This window comes from Enterobacter sp. RHBSTW-01064 (assembly GCF_014103035.1).
GTDB lineage: Bacteria > Pseudomonadota > Gammaproteobacteria > Enterobacterales > Enterobacteriaceae > Enterobacter > Enterobacter mori.
Map to the genome: position 1 here is coordinate 151,151 of NZ_JABXOU010000009.1, position 19,681 is coordinate 170,831.

Genomic DNA, 19,681 nt, shown 5'->3' on the forward strand with positions numbered 1-19,681 from the left:
CAGGCAGCAAAACAATATGGTGAGGTGTCCGAGTGGCTGAAGGAGCACGCCTGGAAAGTGTGTATACGGCAACGTATCGGGGGTTCGAATCCCCCCCTCACCGCCATATTTAAAGAAGAGCTCGCATGAAAATGCGGGCTTTTTTCTTTTGGATCGCACCTGGGGATTCGAACCTTGAGACTCCCTGCGCTCTTTATGCCTGGTGGCGCTGCGCTTACCAGGCCTACGGGTATTGTAGGTCGGGTAAGCGCAGCGCCACCCGACAAAAAGCCCGCACAAAAAACAAAGCCCGGTTTCCCGGGCCTTGAACACAACAGCGAACTCAATAATACGCTTGCAGCGTGCGCTGACAGAGCGCCGAGCGCACGCAGTCATCTTTGGTGAAACGTACCACCCCAATCATCTCATCTTCCTCAAAACGTGACATGGCGTCGCTTAATCCGGATTTCACGCCGGACGGCAGATCACACTGGGTAATATCGCCGTTAACGATAACCGTCACGTTCTCCCCGAGGCGCGTTAAGAACATTTTCATTTGCGCTGCGGTCACGTTCTGAGCCTCGTCAAGAATAACGACCGCATTTTCAAATGTACGTCCGCGCATATAGGCGAACGGCGCGATTTCCACCTTGCCAATCTCTGGTCGCAGGCAGTACTGCATAAAGGATGCACCCAGTCGCTTCACCAGCACGTCATAAACGGGCCTGAAGTACGGGGCAAACTTCTCCGAAATATCTCCGGGCAAGAAGCCGAGATCTTCATCAGCTTGCAGTACCGGACGGGTAACAATAATGCGCTCCACGTCCTTATGGATCAGCGCTTCTGCCGCTTTGGCTGCACTAATCCAGGTTTTCCCGCATCCGGCTTCACCGGTTGCAAAGATGAGCTGTTTACTCTCGATAGCATTCAGGTAGTGCGCCTGAGCCTCATTGCGCGCAACAATTGGAGAATTATCACGGCTGTCTCGGGCCATGCCAATTGCTTCTACGCCACTCATCTGCACAAGCGAGGTGACCGATTCTTCTTCACGCTGTTTATGGCTACGTGAATCCCGTCTCAGCACACGTTTTGCTTCGCGACGAGCTTTGATCACTGCTTTTTGTCTTCCCATGGATAGCACCTTGAGTTGTTGGTATTCATCACACGCGCCAGCTTCGGCACGATTATGCGCACGAACATCAGAGGGTTGGCTTCCTTGTAAGCCATTGCTTGCTTTACCGGATGACGATACAGAATAGCTACGCGCACCAGTCTGCACGTCGGTGGAATCAGATTCTTGAGGTGAAGGGGAGAATTTAGTGGTGAGGAAATCGCTGCCGGAGTCTGAGCCTCCGCGCCGGGTGCTGCGGTTGTTATGTTTACCTTGTCCAGTATAGGACCCAACCATTCGCGATCTCCATAGTGATTCAGCATCACTGCCGGGAACTACCGCTGTCTTATCTTAAGTACATCAGGAGTTATCATAAATGCAACATTTATTTTACCTAAATGCAACTTTTAAGACTGCACCTGCAGTGGATTCAGTCTTATATAGAAATATTACAGAAATATAACAACAAGATAGTCATATGAAAAAATAATGTCCCCGCGAACTATCGCAGGGACGATTATCAGGCTTCGATCAGCCCTTGAGCAAGGTACGCGTTCTGGTCGCGCGGGCCAGGCAGGGCAAAGAAATAACCGCCGCCGATGGGCTTAATATACTCTTCCAGCGCTTCGCCGTTTAACCGCTTCTGTACGGTGAGGAACCCTTTCTCCAGATCGTGCTGATAGCAGACAAACAGCAGCCCCATATCAAGCTGACCAGAGTTGGTCACGCCTAACGAATAGCTGTAGCCACGACGCATCATCAGGCTCGACTGCGTCTCTTTGGTGCGCGGGTTCGCAAGGCGAATGTGGCTGTCGAGCGCGATGGTATTCCCGTCAGGATCGCTCGCGTAGTCCGGCACATCGTGCTCGTGCTGCATGCCCAGCGGCGCCCCGCTCTGCTTGTCGCGGCCGAATATGGTCTGCTGCTCTTTCAGCGGCGTGCGGTCCCAGAACTCCACGTGGAACTGAATAATGCGCACCGCCTGGTAGCTGCCGCCCACCGCCCACGCCGGTTCACCCTGGTCCGCTGTCACCCACACCACGTCTTTCATCAGCGCCGCATCGCTGCTGTTGGGGTTGGCCGTGCCGTCCTTAAAGCCCAGCAGGTTCACCGGCGTCTCTTTGCCTTTACTGCGGGCAGCGTGGTCAGAGATAAACCCTTCCCGCTTCCAGCGCACGCTCAGCAGATCCGGCGTGTGCTTGATGATATCGCGCAGGGCGTGGATCACCGTGTCCTGGGTATTGGCGCAAATCTGCAGGAGCAGATCGCCGTGGCACAGCGCCGCGTCGAGGGAATCATTTGGAAAGCGCGTCATTTTTTGCAGCGCTTTCGGCTTCTGTTTTGCCAGGCCGTAGCGGTCATCAAACAACGACTCGCCCACCGACACGGTAATGGTCAGGTTATCCGGGGCGATAAACGCCCCGAGAATACCGGAGTCCATCGGCGGCAAACGCGGATTTGGCGTTTCCGGTGCCGGACCGCCCGCGGTGAGAAACGCAATACGCGTTGTCAGCAGGCGGAACAGACGCACCAGATCGGCTTTATCGCTGGCCAGCGAATCAAACGCCACCAGCATCATGGAGGCCTGCTGCGGCGTCAGAATGCCCGCCTGATGCTCGCCATAAAACGGCTGCGTCTCCATGCGCGCATCCGGCGACAGCGTGCCGGGGGCACTCTGCGGTTTAGCCGCATGCGCCACCGGGCAGCCGCCTGCCAGGGCAAGCGCGCCGCCCAGCGCCCCTACTCCTTTTAACAAACGACGTCGGGAAGGTTCGGCCACGTCGTGCTCGTCATGCTTGTTCATCGTGCTTAGTCCAGACCCAGAACGCCGCGCAGCAGGGAGAGATCTTCCGCCAGGGTAGTAATCGGGCCTTTCAGCGCGTTACGGTCAGCGTCGGTCAGTTTGTCATAGGTTTCGAACCCGTCTTTGGTGCGGTACTTCGCCAGGATGGTGTCGACTTTTTTGAAGTTGGCATCCACTTTGGCCAGCAGTTCGCTGTTCTCTTTTTGCAGTTGAGGACGCAGCAGATCGACAATTTTCTGCGCGCCGTCGACGTTGGCCTGGAAGTCCCACAGGTCGGTGTGGCTGTAGCGATCTTCTTCACCGCTGATTTTGCTGGCAGCCACTTCTTCAATCAGACCGGCCGCGCCGCCAACCACTTTCGACGGTGGGAAGGCCAGCTCGCTGATGCGCTTTTGCAGCTCCAGCACGTCGCCGTTCAGCTGCCCGGCGTATTTCTCCATCCCTTTGGTGGAGTTGTCGCCAAACAGGGCTTTTTCCAGTCGGTGGAAGCCGGTAAATTTCGGATCGGCGGCCTTCTGCTCGTAATCGTCCTCACGGGCATCGATGCTACCATCGAGGTCAGAGAACAGCTCGGCAATCGGCTCGATGCGCTCGTAGTGCTGACGGGTTGGCGCGTACAGGGATTTCGCTTTTTCGATATCCCCGGCTTTCACCGCATCGGTAAAGGCTTTGGTGCCCGCAACCAGGTCCGCCGTCTCTTTGGTAACGTAGGCTTTATAGGCGGTGATGGCCTCGCCCAGGCTCAGCAGCGCTTCGCCTTTCGCGGCATCCTTCGTGGCGTTGCCCTTGACGATCAGCTTACCTTTCGGATTGGTCAGCAGGCCGCAGGTCATGTCGTATTCACCCGGCTGCAGGTTGGCGGTCATCTTCTGGCTGAAGCCAGGGGCGATGTTTTCACGCTCTTCCACCACCATTACGCCTTTGAGGATCTCCCACTCCAGCGCCTTCTGGCTGTGGTTCTGGATGATAAACTGGGTTTTGCCGCTGTTGACCGTGATGGTCATCGGCTCGCACTGTTTATCATTGACGGTCACTTTGACCTGAGGAACATCAGCGCCCCAGGCAGAGAATGAAGAAGCGAACAGCGCGGCAATGCCTGCGCATAACGCACTACGACGGAACTGAATTGCCATGACTCTTCCCTTTAAAAGTATGTTGTAACTAAATTACACATTACGGCGCAACGCGCGACGCCTGGGTGCCGGTACGCGGCGGCATGGCGAACAGCACCAGCGCCGGAACCAGATAGATAAAGTACATCGCCACTTCGCTGACGCTCGGCGTTTCCTGATAGCCGAAGATACCTTCAAGCAGGGTGCCGGTCAGTGAATGGGTGGAGAGAATGTTGCTGAGATCGAACGCCACGTCCTGGAAGTGGTTCCACAGGCCCGCCTCGTGGAAGGCGCGTATCGCCCCTGCCGCCAGCCCTGCCGCCACCAGCAGAATAAACAGGCTGGTCCACTTGAAGAAGGCGCCCAGATTGAGACGAATGCCGCCCCAGTAGAGCAGAAAGCCCAGCACAACCGCGGTTGCCAGCCCGAGCATCGCGCCAACCGGCGGCCAGATACCGACATCCTGTTGAAAGGCCGCCAGCAGGAAGAAGACCGATTCCAGCCCCTCACGCGCAACGGCAAAAAAGACCATCAGGATCAGCGCCCAGCCGTGGTTGTTCCCCTTCTGCAGGGCATTGTCTACCGCCTGCTCCAGCTGCACCTTCACGTTGCGGGAGACTTTACGCATCCAGAACACCATCCAGGTGAGGATCACCACCGCAATCACGGCGACGATCCCTTCGAAAAGCTCTTGTTCTTTCTGCGGGAATTCGCCGGTGGTTTCATTGATGAGGATACCCAGGCCCAGGCAGAGCGCCGCGGCAAGGAAGACGCCAACCCACATGACGCCAATCCAGCGTCCGCGCTGGGTTCGCTTCAGATAGCTGGCGATAAGGCTGACAATCAGGGCCGCTTCAAGGCCTTCACGTAACATAATGAGAAATGGAACAAACATGCCGACACCTTAAATGTTTATCGCGGTCAACTGATGCAAAGAAAGGTAAATTCTTGTGATAGTGATTATCATTACGGCAAGAAGAAAAACAAGCGAAATATGTGGCCTTTTGATGACGAGTTGTAACCGCATCGCAGGATAATAATTCCATCCGTTACGATTGCGTTTATAAGTTATAACGAAAATGCCCATTTACGGTTAATCAGCGCTGTGGCTAAATATCCACCTCGAAAACTAACTGAAAATAAACCATGTTTAAGATTATCCATTTCCTGCTGGCGCTGGTGATTATTCTTGCGCTTGCCTGGCTGGTGAGTTTCGACCGCCGAAAAATTCGCATTCGTTTTGTTGTACAGCTGATTGTTATTGAAATCGCGCTGGCATTCTTTTTCCTGCATGCAGAAAGTGGACTTTTTATTATTAAATATGTCTCCGGTTTCTTTGAATCGCTGCTTAAATTTGCGGCCGAAGGGACGAATTTCGTCTTTGGCGGAATGGGTGAAAAAGGGCTGGCCTTCATTTTCCTCGGCGTGCTGTGTCCGATTATTTTTATTTCCGCACTGATTGGTATTCTTCAGCACTGGCGGATCCTGCCAATTTTTATTCGCGTCATCGGTACACTGCTGTCAAAACTGAACGGTATGGGCAAGCTGGAATCCTTTAACGCGGTAAGTTCGCTGATCCTCGGTCAGTCGGAAAACTTCATTGCCTACAAAGGCGTGCTGGGGGATCTCTCCTCTCGTCGTCTCTTCACCATGGCGGCCACGGCCATGTCGACGGTCTCCCTGTCGATAGTCGGTGCCTATATGACCATGCTCGACGCCAAATTTGTCGTCGCGGCGCTTATTCTGAATATGTTCAGCACCTTTATTATTCTCTCCGTCATCAACCCGGCGCGCCCGGAAGCGGAGCCGGATATCAAGCTGGAAAAGCTGCATGAATCGCAGAGCTTCTTCGAAATGCTCGGCGAGTATATTCTGGCCGGTTTTAAGGTGGCGATGATTATTCTGGCGATGCTGATTGGCTTTATCGCGCTTATTAGCGCCGTTAACGCCCTCTTCTCCAGCGTATTTGGCATGAGCTTCCAGCAGATCCTGGGCTATGTGTTTTATCCCCTGGCCTGGCTGGTGGGGATCCCGCTGAGCGATGCCTTAAACGCGGGCAGTATTATGGCAACCAAGCTGGTAGCGAATGAATTTGTGGCGATGATCGAGCTGCAAAAAATCGCCCATCAGATGTCCCCTCGCGGGCTGGGTATTTTGTCCGTCTTCCTGGTGTCGTTTGCTAACTTTGCCTCAATCGGTATCGTCGCCGGGGCGATTAAGGGCCTGAACGAGCAGCAGGGCAACGTGGTATCGCGGTTTGGTCTGCGTCTGGTGTACGGCGCGACGCTGGTGAGCCTGCTGTCGGCGAGCTTTGCGGGGTTGGTGCTCTGATGCAATGCCGGGTGGCGCGCAGCGATCCCAGCCTACAAAACAACTACGATACAACAACGGCGGGTTATCCCGCCGTTTTTATTAGAACTGCACGCACACCGGCTGATCGACACGCATCACCGACTCCTGCGCGAAGCGTGATTTATAAATCCCGCGTAACGCTTCGATGTTGTTTTCGCTCTGCGCATCTTTACCGTGGATCAGCATCAATGCCTTGCTCGGCTCACGCGCCACTTTCCCGTCGTTCCCCAGCCACTGCCCGCGCGCATCAAACACCGTTAAGCCATCGCGAAAACGCGGCGTGACGTCCTGGTCAACAAACTGCTGCCATTCGTTGCCGGTAATCTGCGCCCCGGCAGGACGATTTAAGCCGAAATAGAGCGTGGTTTGCTGCATCTGGCTATCCGCTTTGCAGGTCTCTACCGCCGCGTGCTGCGATGGCACCGTGCAGCCCGCCAGCATCAATAATGCCGCTGCCATTACCCCTGTTTTGATTGTCATGCTTCGCTATCCTCATTGTTATAAGTACATGGATATCACAGGAAATTACGGATTTTGGCAAGAAAAAAGCCGGGTGCGCTTGCGCTCACCCGGCCTGCATTGTGCAGCGAGAAAAATTATTCTGCCTGAAGCTTAGAAGGCGGCGCAGTGTGGTAATGCGCGTCGGCTTCAGCAAAGCGTTTCTGCATAGAAGCAGACGGGGCTTTACCCAGCAGGCTGAACACCACGATGCCGATGCTGCCGAAGATGAAACCCGGAATGATTTCGTACAGGCCCAGCCACGCGAACTGTTTCCAGACGATAACGGTCACCGCACCGATAATCATCCCCGCCAGCGCGCCGTTACGGGTCATACGTGACCACAGCACGGAGAACAGCACGACCGGACCAAACGCAGCACCGAAGCCCGCCCAGGCATAGCTCACCAGACCCAGCACGCGGTTATTCGGGTTAGCCGCCAGCGCGATGGCAATCAGCGCCACCACCAGCACCATAAAGCGCCCTACCCAGACCAGCTCTTTCTGGCTCGCGTTTTTACGCAGGAAGGCTTTGTAGAGGTCTTCGGTGATCGCACTGGAGCAGACCAGCAGCTGGCAGCTCAGGGTGGACATCACCGCCGCCAGGATCGCCGAGAGCAGAATACCGGCAATCCACGGGTTAAACAGAATCTGCGCCAGCTCGATGAACACGCGTTCGGCGTTCTGGTTCACCGCGCCCGCCTGCGCCGGGTTGTTGTTGAAGTACGCGATACCGAAGAAGCCGACCGCACACGCCCCTGCCAGACACAGGATCATCCATGTCATGCTGATGCGACGGGCATGAACGATGGTGTGGTGAGAGTCCGCCGCCATAAAGCGCGCCAGAATATGCGGCTGACCGAAGTAGCCCAGGCCCCAGCCCATCAGGGAGACGATGGCCACGAAGTTCAGCCCTTTCAGCATGTCGACGTTTTCAATGCTCTTCTGCTTGATCACTTCCAGCGATTCGCCAAAGCCGCCAACGGTGAAAATCACAATCACCGGGGTCAGGATCAGGGCGAAGATCATCAGGCTCGCCTGCACGGTGTCGGTCCAGCTCACGGCCAGGAACCCGCCCACAAAGGTATAGAGGATGGTCGCCGCAGCACCGGCCCACAGAGCGGTTTCATAGCTCATGCCGAAGGTGCTTTCGAACAGGCGCGCGCCGGCCACGATGCCGGAGGCACAGTAGATGGTGAAGAACAACAGAATAACCACCGCGGAGATAATGCGCAGAACGCGGCTGTTATCTTCAAAGCGTCCGGTGAAGTAATCCGGCAGCGTCAGGGCGTTATTGTTGGCCTCAGTATGCACGCGCAGACGGCCTGCCACCAGCTTCCAGTTGATCCACGCGCCGACGGTCAGACCGATGGCGATCCAGCTTTCAGAGATACCGGAGATGAAAATCGCGCCCGGCAGGCCCATCAACAGCCAGCCGCTCATGTCGGAAGCGCCCGCAGAGAGCGCGGTCACCATCGGGCCTAAACTGCGTCCGCCCAGAATGTAGTCGTCAAAGTTCTTTGTTGAACGCCATGCCAAAAACCCTATCAGGATCATGCCAAATATATAAACGAGAAATGTCACCAGCATCGGTGTGCTAATAGCCATTCAAATTCTCCAAAATGTCGAGCGACAACCATCCGGGCTGCCTTGTTATATGATCACCGGAACGAGGTGAATGTATCTTGTGTTTCTGTTGGGCGCGCTATCCTGCCGTATGCGCATCCCGCTGACAAACGATTTAACACTGCATTTACATCAATTTCATCCCTGGTTTGATACGAGTTTCCTATAGGTTGCACTCGCTCACGCTTTTACGGGTTGCACCTTTTAAAAGTGTTAACTCCCGCATAAAAACAGGCTTCCCGCCCAAAAGCCAGTGCGTTTTTCCAGCTAACCATTCGTTAACAATCCATTCATTTTCCGGGTTGCAAACCAGGTCACATTTAACACGGTTGCACAAAGTTGCAACATGGGGGATATTTCACGCTAACGACCAAACACGATGAAAGAACAACAGGAGCTTTGGCATGGGTATGACCACCATGGGGGTTAAGCTGGATGACGCCACCCGCGAACGGATTAAGACCGCAGCAACCCGCATTGACCGCACGCCGCACTGGTTAATTAAGCAGGCGATTTTTAACTATCTCGAAAGACTCGAGAGCGATGAAGGTCTGCCGGAACTGCCTGCCCTGCTGGCCGGTGCAGCGAACGAAAGCGAGGAAGCGCCAGCCGCTGGCGACGAGAACCATCAGCCGTTCCTCGAATTCGCCGAGCAGATCCTGCCGCAGTCCGTCAGCCGTGCCGCCATTACCGGCGCCTACCGCCGCGCCGAAACCGACGCCGTGCCGATGCTGCTGGAGCAAGCTCGTCTGCCGGAAGCCATTGCCGCACAGGCGCACAGCCTGGCGTATCAGTTAGCCGACAAGCTGCGCAACCAGAAAACCGCCACCGGCCGCGCCGGGATGGTTCAGGGTCTGCTGCAGGAGTTTTCCCTCTCTTCACAGGAAGGCGTGGCGCTGATGTGCCTGGCGGAAGCGCTGCTGCGTATTCCGGATAAAGCCACCCGCGACGCGCTCATCCGCGACAAGATCAGCAACGGCAACTGGCATTCCCACATTGGCCGCAGCCCGTCGCTGTTTGTCAACGCCGCGACCTGGGGCCTGCTGTTTACCGGCAAACTGGTCTCCACCCATAACGAAGCCAACCTCTCCCGCTCCCTGAACCGCATTATCGGTAAGAGCGGCGAGCCGCTGATCCGCAAAGGCGTGGACATGGCGATGCGCCTGATGGGCGAGCAGTTCGTCACCGGGGAAACCATTGCCGAAGCGCTGGCGAACGCCCGCAAGCTGGAAGATAAAGGTTTCCGCTACTCCTACGACATGCTGGGCGAAGCGGCGCTAACCGCTGCCGACGCGCAGGCCTACATGGTCTCTTACCAGCAGGCGATCCACGCCATCGGTAAAGCGTCCAACGGTCGCGGTATTTACGAAGGCCCGGGCATCTCCATTAAGCTCTCTGCCCTGCACCCGCGCTACAGCCGCGCGCAGTACGACCGGGTGATGGAAGAGCTTTACCCGCGCCTGAAGTCCCTGACCCTGCTGGCGCGCCAGTATGACATCGGCATTAACATCGACGCCGAAGAGGCCGACCGCCTGGAGATCTCCCTCGATCTGCTGGAAAAACTGTGCTTCGAGCCGGAGCTGGCAGGCTGGAACGGCATCGGCTTCGTTATCCAGGCTTACCAGAAGCGCTGCCCGTTCGTCATTGATTACCTGATTGACCTGGCAAGCCGCAGCCGCCGTCGCCTGATGATCCGTCTGGTGAAAGGCGCCTACTGGGACAGCGAAATCAAACGCGCCCAGATGGAAGGTCTGGAAGGCTACCCGGTCTATACCCGCAAGGTTTACACCGACGTCTCTTACCTCGCCTGTGCGAAAAAGCTGCTCGGCGTGCCGAACCTGATCTATCCGCAGTTCGCTACCCATAACGCCCACACCCTGGCGGCAATCTACAGCCTGGCGGGACAGAACTACTATCCGGGCCAGTACGAGTTCCAGTGCCTGCACGGCATGGGTGAACCGCTGTACGAGCAGGTCACCGGTAAAGTGGCGGATGGCAAGCTGAACCGCCCGTGCCGCATCTATGCCCCGGTGGGAACCCACGAAACCCTGCTGGCATACCTGGTGCGTCGTCTGCTGGAAAACGGCGCGAACACCTCCTTCGTTAACCGCATCGCCGACACCACTCTGCCGCTGGACGAGCTGGTTGCCGATCCGGTGCAGGCCGTAGAGAAGATGGCGGCGCAGGAAGGCCAGATTGGCCTGCCGCATCCGAAGATTGCCCTGCCGCGCGAGCTGTATGGCGCAGGCCGCGTCAACTCAGCGGGTCTGGATCTCGCCAACGAACATCGTCTGGCGTCGCTCTCCTCTGCCCTGCTCAACAGCGCCTTGCAGAAATGGCAGGCGAAGCCGATCCTGGAACAGTCCGTTGCTGACGGCGAAATGCAGCCGGTCATTAACCCGGCTGAGCCAAAAGATATCGTCGGCTACGTGCGTGAAGCCACCGAAGCGGAAGTTGACCAGGCGCTGGACAGCGCGGTGAATAACGCGCCAATCTGGTTCGCAACGCCGCCGCAGGAGCGTGCCGCCATTCTGGAACGCGCCGCGGTGCTGATGGAAGATCAGATGCAGTCGCTCATCGGCATTCTGGTGCGCGAAGCGGGTAAAACCTTCAGCAACGCGATTGCCGAAGTGCGCGAGGCCGTCGATTTCCTGCACTACTACGCCGGTCAGGTACGCGATGATTTCGATAACGAAACCCACCGTCCGCTGGGTCCGGTCGTCTGTATCAGCCCATGGAACTTCCCGCTGGCGATCTTCACCGGCCAGATAGCCGCCGCGCTTGCCGCAGGCAACAGCGTGCTGGCTAAACCGGCAGAGCAGACCCCGCTGATTGCCGCACAGGGCATCAACATTCTTCTGGAAGCCGGCGTGCCTGCGGGCGTGGTTCAGCTACTGCCGGGCCGCGGTGAAACCGTCGGCGCCAAGCTGACCTCCGATAACCGCGTGCGCGGCGTGATGTTTACCGGCTCGACCGAAGTGGCGTCCCTGCTGCAGCGTAACATTGCCACCCGTCTGGATGCCCAGGGGCGTCCTACGCCGCTCATCGCGGAAACCGGCGGGATGAACGCCATGATCGTTGACTCCTCCGCGCTCACCGAGCAGGTGGTGGTCGACGTGCTGGCCTCCGCGTTCGACAGCGCCGGTCAGCGCTGCTCCGCCCTGCGCGTGCTGTGCCTGCAGGACGACGTCGCGGATCACACGCTGAAAATGCTGCGCGGCGCGATGGCCGAATGCCGCATGGGCAACCCGGGCCGTCTCACCACCGACATCGGGCCGGTGATCGACGCGGAAGCCAAAGCCAATATCGAAAACCACATTCAGACCATGCGCGCGAAAGGCCGTCCGGTGTTCCAGGCTGTGCGCGAGAACAGCGAAGATGCCCGCGAATGGCGGACCGGCACCTTTGTGCCGCCAACGCTGATTGAGCTGGCCAGCTTCGACGAGCTGAAAAAAGAGGTCTTCGGTCCGGTACTGCACGTGGTGCGCTACAACCGTAACAACCTGAACGAGCTGGTTGAGCAGATCAACGCCTCCGGCTACGGCCTGACGCTCGGCGTGCATACCCGTATCGACGAAACCATTGCGCAGGTCACCGGCAATGCCAAAGTCGGCAACCTGTACGTCAACCGCAACATGGTTGGCGCGGTCGTAGGCGTGCAGCCGTTCGGCGGTGAAGGTCTCTCCGGCACCGGTCCGAAAGCGGGTGGCCCGCTCTACCTGTACCGTCTGCTCGCTAACCGTCCGGAGAACGCCCTGGGCGTGACCCTGGCGCGTCAGGACGCACACTATCCGGTGGATACGCAGGTGAAAACCGTGCTGACCCAGCCGCTGGAGGCGCTGATCGCCTGGGCGGAAAAACGTCCTGAACTGCGTGCCGTCGCCCGGCAGTACGGCGAACTGGCGCAGTCGGGCACCCAGCGTCTGCTGCCGGGTCCAACCGGCGAGCGCAACACCTGGACGTTGATGCCGCGTGAGCGCGTACTGTGCGTGGCCGATAACGAGCAGGACGCGCTGGTGCAGCTGGCTGCCGCAATGGCAACCGGGTGTGAAGTGCTGTGGCCGGAAGATGCGCTGCATCGCGATCTCGCCAAACAGCTGCCGAAAGCGGTCTCGGCCCGCATTCGCTTTGCGAAGGCCGATGCGCTGCTGACGCAGCCGTTTGATGCGGTGATCTACCACGGTGATTCCGACCAGCTGCGCGAACTGTGCGAGCAGGTTGCGGCCCGCAGCGGTGCCATCATTTCCGTGCAGGGCTTTGCGCGCGGGGAAACCAACCTGCTGCTGGAGCGTCTGTACGTGGAGCGCTCGCTCAGCGTCAACACCGCGGCGGCGGGAGGTAACGCCAGCCTGATGACAATCGGCTAACGCTGTGCTAATAAGGCTCCGGAGACGGAGCCTTATTTCATTGGGGAGTATATGAAACGATTTCTTATCACAGGCGCAGCACTGCTAATGAGCGCCAGCGCGCTGGCCGACGAGTGCGACAAAGCGACCACCCAGCTTGAGCTGAATACCTGTAGCGCGCAGCAGTACCAGGCTGCCGATAAAAAGCTCAACCAGACCTATCAGGCCGCTATCAAACGCGCGGCAGCCCCCCAGCGCGACCTGCTGAAAAAAGCGCAGCAGGCGTGGATTACCCTGCGTGATGCAGACTGCGCGTTTATCGGTTCGGGTACGGAAGGCGGAAGCGTCCAGCCAATGATTGTTAACCAGTGCCTGGCGGAAAAAACCGTGGAGCGCGAAGCGTTTCTGGCCTCGCTGATGCAATGTGAAGAGGGCGACTTAAGCTGCCCTCTCCCTCCGGGCTGACAAGGCACGGAACTATTCCCTCTCCCTGTGGGAGAGGGTTAGGGTGAGGGAAACTAGCGCACACGGATCCCTTCGATAATCATCCGCTGCACGTTATCCAGCGTACTCTGGAAAAACGCCTCGTCCTGAAGCGTTTTGCCGGTCACTGCTTCAACCTGGGCCGCAAAATCAGCGTAATGCTGGGTGGAGGCCCAAATCATAAAGATCAGATGATGCGGATCGACCGGGGCCAACTTTCCGCTGGCGACCCATCCGGCGATAATGGCTGATTTATCGTCCACCAGCTGCTTTAAATCTCCGGTGAGCTCCGCCTGCAACAGCGGCGCGCCCTGCAGCATCTCAAGACAGAATAGCCTTGATGCCTGCGGGTAATCGCGCGACACCTCCAGCTTCAGGCGAATATACTCCTTGATCGCCACCAGCGGGGCCAGCTCTGCGCGGAACGCTTTCAGCGGCGCCAGCCAGATATCGAGGATCTGCTGCATCACCGCAATATAGAGCGCCTCCTTTGACGGGTAGTAGTAGAGCAGATTGGTTTTGGATACCCCGGACTGCTCCGCCACCTGCTCCAGGCGCGTGCCGTGGATGCCAAATTGCGAAAACGTATCCAGCGCCGCGCTCAGAATGGCCTGCTTTTTCGCACTCACCGCCTGCGAACGTTTACCCGGTGTTTTCACTGCGCCTTGTGTCATTCCCGCTCTCCTTATTCTGCGTTGCCCTCAGCATAGCAAAACCCCCGTCTCGCCACGATATCCTGCACTCCGATCGCGCATGAATGCCTGTTTTCTGTGCAATGTTTTTGACCATTTAGTCCACATTTAGACGCATCAATCCACCAACTTCTGGTTAACACATTAATAACACTGTCATTTTCAAAACTGGCATTCCCTTTGCAAAACATCCTTACACCTGCGACGTAATGAAGAGAGGTTCGTGATGAAAATTGGCGTATTTGTACCCATCGGCAACAACGGCTGGCTTATCTCGACCACCGCACCGCAATACATGCCGACCTTTGAGCTGAATAAAGCCATCGTGCAGAAAGCGGAGCACTACCATTTCGACTTTGCGCTTTCGATGATCAAGCTGCGCGGCTTTGGCGGCAAAACCGAATTCTGGGATCACAATCTGGAGTCCTTTACCCTGATGGCCGGGCTGGCCGCGGTCACCTCGCGGATCCAAATCTACGCCACCGCCGCCACCCTCACCTTACCGCCAGCGATCGTAGCGCGCATGGCCTCCACCATCGACTCCATCTCCGGCGGGCGCTTTGGCGTCAACCTGGTCACCGGCTGGCAAAAACCCGAATACGAGCAGATGGGGCTCTGGCCGGGTGACGACTACTTCTCGCGTCGCTACGACTACCTGACCGAATACGTGCAGGTGCTGCGCGATCTGTGGGGTACAGGCAAAAGCGATTTCAAGGGTGACTTCTTTACCATGAACGACTGTCGCGTCAGCCCGCAGCCGTCGGTGCCGATGAAGGTGATTTGCGCCGGGCAGAGCGACGCGGGGATGGAATTCTCCGCCAAATACGCCGACTTCAATTTCTGCTTCGGTAAAGGCGTGAACACGCCTGCCGCCTTCGCCCCGACTGCCGCGCGAATGAAAGAGGCCGCCGACAAGACCGGGCGCGACGTAGGCTCCTACGTGCTGTTTATGGTCATCGCCGACGAAACCGACGACGCCGCGCGCGCGAAATGGGAGCGCTATAAAGACGGTGCCGACGAGGAGGCCCTGAGCTGGCTCACCGAGCAGAGCCAGAAGGATACCCGCTCCGGGGCGGATACCAACGTGCGCCAGATGGCCGACCCCACCTCTGCGGTGAATATCAACATGGGCACCCTGGTCGGCTCTTATGCCAGCGTCGCCAAAATGCTCGACGAAGTGGCGGCCGTCCCCGGCGCGGAAGGCGTCCTGCTGACCTTCGATGATTTCCTGACCGGCGTGGAGACCTTCGGCGAGCGCATCCAGCCGCTGATGCAGTGCCGCGCCCACATCCCTGCCGTCACGAAGGAGGTGGCGTAATGACGACCCTCAACGCACGCCCGGAAGCCATCACCTTTGCGCCGGAGCAGAGCGCGCTGATCGTAGTGGATATGCAAAACGCCTACGCCAGCCAGGGCGGCTATCTGGACCTGGCGGGGTTCGACGTCTCCACCACGCAGCCGGTGATCGCGAACATCAAAACCGCCGTCGCCGCCGCGCGCGCTGCGGGGATGCTCATCATCTGGTTCCAGAACGGCTGGGATGACCAGTACGTCGAGGCCGGCGGCCCCGGCTCGCCCAACTTCCACAAGTCGAACGCCCTGAAAACCATGCGTAAACGGCCCGAACTGCAGGGCAAGCTGCTGGCGAAAGGCGGCTGGGACTATCAGCTGGTGGATGAGCTGGTCCCGCAGGCGGGCGATATCGTCCTGCCGAAACCGCGCTACAGCGGCTTTTTCAACACCCCGCTCGACAGCCTGCTGCGCAGCCGGGGCATTCGCCATCTGGTGTTCACCGGGATCGCCACCAATGTCTGCGTGGAGTCGACCCTGCGCGACGGCTTTTTCCTCGAGTATTTCGGCGTGGTGCTGGAAGACGCGACCCACCAGGCCGGGCCGGAATTCGTCCAGAAAGCGGCCCTGTTCAATATCGAAACCTTTTTTGGCTGGGTCAGTAACGTCAATGATTTCTGCGACGCCCTGACTCCCCCGCTCGCCCGTATCGCCTGAGGAGACACCAGATGCCAAAATCCGTGATTATTCCGCCGGGCACCAGCACGCCCATTGCCCCGTTTGTCCCCGGCACCCTCGCCGACGGCGTGGTGTATGTCTCCGGCACGCTGCCGTTTGATAAAGACAACAACGTGGTGTTTATCAACGACCCAAAGGCGCAAACCCGCCACGTGCTGGAGACGATCAAAACCGTGATCGAAACGGCGGGTGGCACGATGGAGGATGTGACCTTCAACAGCATCTTTATCACCGACTGGAAAAACTACGCCGCGATTAACGAGATTTACGCCGAGTTCTTCCCCAGTGATAAACCGGCGCGGTTCTGCATTCAGTGCGGGCTGGTGAAGCCAGAGGCGCTGGTTGAAATCGCCACCGTTGCGCACATCGCGAAGTGAGGCTGCCATGAAACTCTCCGTCTCGCCGCCCCCGTTCGAGGGCGCGCCCGTGGTCGTGCTGATTGCCGGACTTGGGGGCAGCGGCAGCTACTGGCTGCCCCAGTTCGCCGCGCTGGAAAAGGAGTATCAGGTGGTGTGCTATGACCAGCGAGGGACGGGTAATAACCCGGATACCCTTCCTGAAGGCTATAGCCTGGCGCAGATGGCCGATGAACTGGCTCAGGCGCTTACGGATGCCGGGATCTTACGCTACAGCGTCGTGGGTCACGCGCTGGGGGCGCTGGTCGGCCTGCAGCTGGCGATCGATAAACCCGACGCGGTTTCTTCGCTGGTGTGTATTAACGGTTGGCTCACCCTCAATGCCCATACCCGCCGCTGTTTTGACGTTCGCGAACGTCTGCTGCATTCCGGCGGCGCGCAGGCCTGGGTCGAGGCGCAGCCGCTGTTTCTCTACCCGGCAGACTGGATGGCCGCCCGCGCGCCTCGCCTGGAGGCAGAAGAAGCGCTGGCGCTGGCCCATTTCCAGGGTAAAACCAATCTGCTGCGCAGGCTCAGCGCCCTGAAAAAGGCCGACTTCCGCCGCCATACCGCGCGCATTCGCTGCCCGGTACACATTATCTGTTCCACCGACGACATGCTGGTGCCCGCTGTTTGCTCGTCCGAGCTGCAGGCGGCGATCCCACACAGCCACAGCGTGGTGATGCGCCAGGGCGGGCATGCCTGCAACGTCACCGAGCCGGACACCTTCAACACCCTGCTGCTGAACGGGCTTGCCAGCCTGCTGCACAGTCCTGAACCCGTTTTATAAGGAGCTTTAATGAGCGAAGCCATTACCCCCGCCGCGCTGGAAACGCTGTTCACCGGCGCCCGCACCCATAACGGCTGGCTGGATATGCCTGTCAGCGACGAAACGCTGCGCGAAATCTACGACCTGATGAAATGGGGGCCAACGTCCGCCAACTGCTCCCCGGCGCGAATTGTGTTTGTGCGAAGCGCAGAGGGAAAAGAGAAGCTGCGCCCGGCGCTCTCCAGCGGTAACCTCGAGAAAACGCTCACCGCCCCGGTCACAGCCATTGTCGCCTGGGACGGTGAATTCTACGAGCGCCTGCCCGAGCTATTTCCGCACGGCGATGCAAAGAGCTGGTTTACCACCAGCCCCGCGCTGGCGGAAGAGACCGCCTTTCGCAACAGCTCAATGCAGGCCGCGTACCTGATTTTCGCCTGTCGCGCCCTGGGGCTGGACACCGGCCCGATGTCGGGCTTTGACCGGCAAAAGGTCGACGAGGCCTTTTTCACCGGCACCACGCTTAAAAGCAATCTGCTGATCAACATTGGCTACGGCGACACCCGCAAACTGTACGGACGCCTGCCGCGTCTGGACTTCGACGATGCCTGCGGGCTGGCGTAAGGAGCGATTATGACGACACCGGATAAACAAACCTTTCGCGACGCCATGGCCTGCGTCGGCGCGGCGGTCAATATCATCACCACCGACGGCCCGGCGGGGATGGCAGGCTTCACCGCCAGTGCGGTGTGCAGCGTCACAGATTCACCGCCCACCCTGCTGGTATGCCTGAACCGCGGGGCGTCCGTCTGGCCAACGTTTAGCGAAAACCGCACCCTTTGCGTGAATACCCTGAGCGCCGGACAGGAGCCGCTCTCAAACCTCTTTGGCGGCAAAACGCCAATGGAAGAACGCTTTGCCGCCGCCCGCTGGCAGACGGGCGACACGGGCTGCCCGCGCCTGGAGGATGCGCTGGCCTCGTTTGACTGCCGCATCAGCCAGGTGGTCAGCGTCGGTACCCACGACATTCTGTTTTGCGACATTGTTTCGATTATCCGCCACCCCGCGCCGCAAGGGCTGGTGTGGTTTGACCGCGGCTACCACGCGCTGATGCGACCCGCCTGTTAACCCGCTTTAAGGAGACAGACCATGTTCGGATTTCCCCACTGGCAGTTGAAATCGACCTCCACAGAAGCAGGCGTGGTCGCGCCGGATGAACGCCTCCCGCTCGGGCAGACGATGGTGATGGGCGTGCAGCACGCGGTAGCCATGTTTGGCGCGACGGTGCTGATGCCGATGCTGATGGGACTCGATCCCAACCTCTCTATTTTGATGTCGGGTATCGGCACGCTGCTGTTCTTTTTCGTCACCGGCGGGCGCGTGCCCAGCTATCTCGGCTCCAGCGCCGCCTTTGTCGGGGTGGTTATCGCCACCACCGGGTTTAACGGCCAGGGGATCAACCCCAACCTGAGCGTGGCCCTCGGCGGCATCATCGCCTGCGGCCTGGTGTACACCCTGATTGGTCTGGTGGTGATGAAAATCGGCACGCGCTGGATAGAGCGAATGATGCCCCCCGTCGTGACGGGTGCCGTGGTGATGGCGATTGGCCTGAACCTCGCTCCGATTGCGGTCAGAAGCGTCTCCGCCTCGCCGTTTGAAAGCTGGATGGCGGTGATCACGGTGCTGTGCATCGGCGTGGTGGCGGTGTTTACGCGGGGCATGATCCAGCGTCTGCTTATCCTGGTTGGGCTGATTGTCGCCTGTCTGGTCTACGCCCTGCTGGCGAACGTTTTTGGCCTGGGCAAACCGGTTGATTTTACGCTGCTGCACCAGGCTGCCTGGTTCGGCCTGCCGCAGGTGACCTCACCCACCTTTGACGCTCAGGCGATGATGCTTATCGCACCGGTGGCGGTGATCCTGGTGGCGGAGAACTTAGGTCACCTGAAAGCGGTCGCCGGAATGACCGGGCACAGTATGGATCCGTACATGGGGCGCGCGTTCGTCGGTGACGGGCTGGCGACCATGCTCTCCGGTTCCGTGGGCGGCAGCGGCGTCACCACCTATGCCGAAAACATCGGTGTGATGGCGGTCACCAAAGTCTACTCCACGCTGGTCTTCGTCGCAGCGGCGGTGATGGCGATACTGCTCGGGTTCTCACCGAAGTTCGGCGCGCTGATCCATACTATTCCGTCACCGGTCATCGGCGGGGCATCGATTGTGGTGTTTGGGCTGATCGCCGTGGCCGGGGCGCGCATCTGGGTGCAGCACCGTGTCGATCTCAGCCAGAACAGCAACCTGATTATGGTGGCGGTCACGCTGGTGCTGGGCGCAGGCGACTTCGCCCTGACGCTGGGCGGGTTTACGATTGGCGGGATTGGCACGGCGACCTTTGGCGCGATCCTGCTTAATGCCCTGCTGAGCCGCCGCAAAGGGGATGAAGCGCAAGCGGAAGCCATCACCCCCTGAACCTGAAATAGCCGGGTGACGCTA

At 58.5% G+C, this 19,681-nt stretch carries 17 protein-coding genes and 1 tRNA gene; 11 read left to right on the top strand and 7 right to left on the bottom strand.

Going from position 1 to position 19,681, the window contains the following annotated elements:
* Nucleotides 1-18 precede the first annotated feature (18 nt).
* A tRNA-Ser gene (locus HV355_RS22090) sits at nt 19-106 on the top strand.
* 216 nt (nt 107-322) lie between these two features.
* Here the strand turns inward: HV355_RS22090 and phoH are convergent.
* From phoH to efeU, 4 genes are all read right to left on the bottom strand, one after another.
* Complete coding sequence (gene phoH / locus HV355_RS22095) at nt 323-1,111, bottom strand: phosphate starvation-inducible protein PhoH (protein ID WP_008503509.1); 789 nt, start codon at nt 1,109-1,111, stop codon at nt 323-325.
* Between the two features lie 499 nt (nt 1,112-1,610).
* Nucleotides 1,611-2,894: an iron uptake transporter deferrochelatase/peroxidase subunit gene (efeB, locus tag HV355_RS22100; protein WP_120158533.1), complete on the bottom strand. Its 1,284-nt coding sequence runs from the start codon at nt 2,892-2,894 to the stop codon at nt 1,611-1,613.
* Between the two features lie 5 nt (nt 2,895-2,899).
* Nucleotides 2,900-4,027, bottom strand: a complete 1,128-nt coding sequence (efeO, locus tag HV355_RS22105) for an iron uptake system protein EfeO (RefSeq protein WP_126816763.1) — start codon at nt 4,025-4,027, stop codon at nt 2,900-2,902.
* A gap of 40 nt (nt 4,028-4,067) precedes the next feature.
* A complete protein-coding gene (efeU, locus tag HV355_RS22110) occupies nt 4,068-4,901 on the bottom strand; it encodes an iron uptake transporter permease EfeU (protein ID WP_089600228.1) in 834 nt (277 codons plus the stop codon).
* Between the two features lie 251 nt (nt 4,902-5,152).
* On the opposite strand from efeU, the gene HV355_RS22115 reads away from it, so the two are divergent.
* Nucleotides 5,153-6,337: a nucleoside transporter C-terminal domain-containing protein gene (locus HV355_RS22115; RefSeq protein ID WP_174339335.1), complete on the top strand. Its 1,185-nt coding sequence runs from the start codon at nt 5,153-5,155 to the stop codon at nt 6,335-6,337.
* Between the two features lie 81 nt (nt 6,338-6,418).
* Here HV355_RS22115 and HV355_RS22120 read toward each other — a convergent pair whose 3' ends face one another.
* Entirely contained in the window at nt 6,419-6,838 is a 420-nt protein-coding gene (locus tag HV355_RS22120) for a DUF3574 domain-containing protein (protein WP_182403452.1), read from the bottom strand.
* A gap of 116 nt (nt 6,839-6,954) precedes the next feature.
* Nucleotides 6,955-8,463 carry a sodium/proline symporter PutP gene (gene putP / locus HV355_RS22125; RefSeq protein ID WP_089600232.1) on the bottom strand — a complete coding sequence of 503 codons (1,509 nt, stop codon included), beginning with the start codon at nt 8,461-8,463 and terminating at the stop codon, nt 6,955-6,957.
* A gap of 422 nt (nt 8,464-8,885) precedes the next feature.
* Here putP and putA point away from each other — a divergent pair, with 422 nt between their 5' ends.
* Nucleotides 8,886-12,848 carry a trifunctional transcriptional regulator/proline dehydrogenase/L-glutamate gamma-semialdehyde dehydrogenase gene (gene putA / locus HV355_RS22130; protein WP_182403454.1) on the top strand — a complete coding sequence of 1,321 codons (3,963 nt, stop codon included), beginning with the start codon at nt 8,886-8,888 and terminating at the stop codon, nt 12,846-12,848.
* Nucleotides 12,849-12,899: 51 nt separating this feature from the next.
* Entirely contained in the window at nt 12,900-13,292 is a 393-nt protein-coding gene (locus HV355_RS22135) for a lysozyme inhibitor LprI family protein (protein ID WP_182403456.1), read from the top strand.
* 53 nt (nt 13,293-13,345) lie between these two features.
* Here HV355_RS22135 and rutR read toward each other — a convergent pair whose 3' ends face one another.
* Nucleotides 13,346-13,984: an HTH-type transcriptional regulator RutR gene (rutR, locus tag HV355_RS22140; RefSeq protein ID WP_010429525.1), complete on the bottom strand. Its 639-nt coding sequence runs from the start codon at nt 13,982-13,984 to the stop codon at nt 13,346-13,348.
* Between the two features lie 244 nt (nt 13,985-14,228).
* On the opposite strand from rutR, the gene rutA reads away from it, so the two are divergent.
* Genes rutA through rutG form a run of 7 tightly spaced genes read left to right on the top strand, consistent with a single transcriptional unit; the run spans nt 14,229 to nt 19,657 of the window.
* Nucleotides 14,229-15,320 (top strand): pyrimidine utilization protein A, encoded by a 1,092-nt coding sequence (gene rutA / locus HV355_RS22145; RefSeq protein WP_182403459.1) that lies wholly within the window; start codon nt 14,229-14,231, stop codon nt 15,318-15,320.
* Nucleotides 15,320-16,009: a pyrimidine utilization protein B gene (gene rutB / locus HV355_RS22150; protein ID WP_182403461.1), complete on the top strand. Its 690-nt coding sequence runs from the start codon at nt 15,320-15,322 to the stop codon at nt 16,007-16,009. The genes rutA and rutB overlap by 1 nt, the downstream gene beginning before the upstream one ends.
* Nucleotides 16,010-16,020: 11 nt before the next feature.
* On the top strand, nt 16,021-16,407 hold the full coding sequence (rutC, locus tag HV355_RS22155; RefSeq protein ID WP_182403463.1) for a pyrimidine utilization protein C: 387 nt from the start codon (nt 16,021-16,023) through the stop codon (nt 16,405-16,407).
* Between the two features lie 7 nt (nt 16,408-16,414).
* Nucleotides 16,415-17,215: a pyrimidine utilization protein D gene (gene rutD / locus HV355_RS22160; RefSeq protein WP_182403465.1), complete on the top strand. Its 801-nt coding sequence runs from the start codon at nt 16,415-16,417 to the stop codon at nt 17,213-17,215.
* 9 nt (nt 17,216-17,224) lie between these two features.
* Nucleotides 17,225-17,815, top strand: coding sequence for a malonic semialdehyde reductase (locus HV355_RS22165; protein WP_182403467.1), 591 nt, complete (start codon nt 17,225-17,227; stop codon nt 17,813-17,815).
* Between the two features lie 9 nt (nt 17,816-17,824).
* Nucleotides 17,825-18,319 (top strand): NADH-dependent FMN reductase RutF, encoded by a 495-nt coding sequence (gene rutF, locus HV355_RS22170; RefSeq protein ID WP_023327078.1) that lies wholly within the window; start codon nt 17,825-17,827, stop codon nt 18,317-18,319.
* A gap of 21 nt (nt 18,320-18,340) precedes the next feature.
* Nucleotides 18,341-19,657: a pyrimidine utilization transport protein G gene (rutG, locus tag HV355_RS22175; protein WP_182403469.1), complete on the top strand. Its 1,317-nt coding sequence runs from the start codon at nt 18,341-18,343 to the stop codon at nt 19,655-19,657.
* The last annotated feature ends 24 nt before the right edge of the window (nt 19,658-19,681 follow it).